The organism is Streptomyces sp. NPDC030165 (assembly GCF_055573595.1).
On sequence record NZ_JBVIBD010000078.1, the window covers coordinates 1 to 1,241 of the forward strand.

Consider the following 1,241-nt stretch of genomic DNA (forward strand, 5'->3'; position numbering starts at 1 on the left):
CCGCCCTGCGTTCTCGGGCCCGGCACCGCGGCAAGACCCCGGCCCAGCTGCGCGCCGAGTGCGACGAGTTGACGTGCAAGGTCGTCGCGATGGCCAGCGAGATCGACCGGCTGGAGGCCGACTTCGATACCGCGGCCATCGACTACTCCGGCGCCCTCGACGACCTGCGCATGGAGCGCGAGGAGAACGCGCGGCTGCGGGCCCAACTCGACGCCGCCACCTCGCCCGCCGCCTGACGCGCCGGGCGGGCCGTGACCAGCCCGGCCCGCCCGGCGACCAACCCCAGCATCCCAGGAGAAGCCATGATCGGAGAAGTGCGCGAGTACACGCTCACCTGCGCGAACGAGCAGGTGTACACCGTGCCCCTCGCCAAAGAGATCGCGCCCGGCCTGCTCGTCTACCGCCTGCCCAACGAGATGCACCCCGACAGCCCGCACCGCTGGCGCATCGGACACGAAGCCTCCGGCCTGTCCGTCACCGACGCCATGACCCGCGAAGACGCCGTGAAGACCGCCGAGACGCTCGGCGCCCTCGCCGACTGGACACAGGACGCCGACACCCTGCGCGCCACCGTCGATCCGGAGGAACTGTTCGCCAAGGTCCGCGCCTACTTCCTGGCCACGCCCGCGAGCCCCGCGCACCGGATGGCCGGCGACGTGTCCCGCAACGGCCTGTACACCGACGCGGACATCGAAGAAGCAGCCCGCGAAGCCAAGTCCGACGGCCTGAACGCCTACGAAATTCTCCTCGCGATGTCGCACACGGTGCCGTGGATGGGCCTGGACACCGACGCGTTCAACGAGGCCCACGACCGCATCGCCCGCCTGGCCGACGCCGCCTGACACCCACCGCCCCGCCATGGCCGCCCGCCCTTCCCCGCGGGCGGCCGGACGGACCACACCCGAAAGCAGGTCACATGAGCACCAGCACCCGTACCCGCCTCTTCGGCCCCGACCGGCAGCGCGTCGGCTACGAAGACCAGGAGTGGGCCGTGTGGATCCTCGGCATGGACGACATCCACCCCCACGACAGCCTCGCCGAAGCCCTCGAATCCGCCGCCGAACACAACGCCTGCTTCGCCGACCTGCGCCTGCAGGATGCCAGCCAGTACGCGCCCGTTCTGCACGCCGTCGTCCTGCACCACGGCTACGCCTGGAACCGCGCCGTCGAGCACCAGCACGGCGCTGACTGCGGCCACCCCGACTGCATCCCCTGCTCCTTCGACCGGGCCATCCCGGTCA

At 71.2% G+C, this 1,241-nt stretch carries 3 protein-coding genes; all 3 read left to right on the forward strand.

The genetic code is table 11. The annotated features are described in order from the left end of the window. On the forward strand, nt 1-236 hold a 236-nt coding region (locus ACZ4Z1_RS42485), incomplete at its 5' end, for a hypothetical protein (RefSeq protein WP_468492077.1). A gap of 66 nt (nt 237-302) precedes the next feature. Further along, entirely contained in the window at nt 303-842 is a 540-nt protein-coding gene (locus ACZ4Z1_RS42490; protein WP_468492078.1) for a hypothetical protein, read from the forward strand. A gap of 74 nt (nt 843-916) precedes the next feature. After that, nucleotides 917-1,241, forward strand: a 325-nt coding sequence (locus ACZ4Z1_RS42495) for a hypothetical protein (RefSeq protein ID WP_468492079.1), incomplete at its 3' end; no start/stop codon positions are given.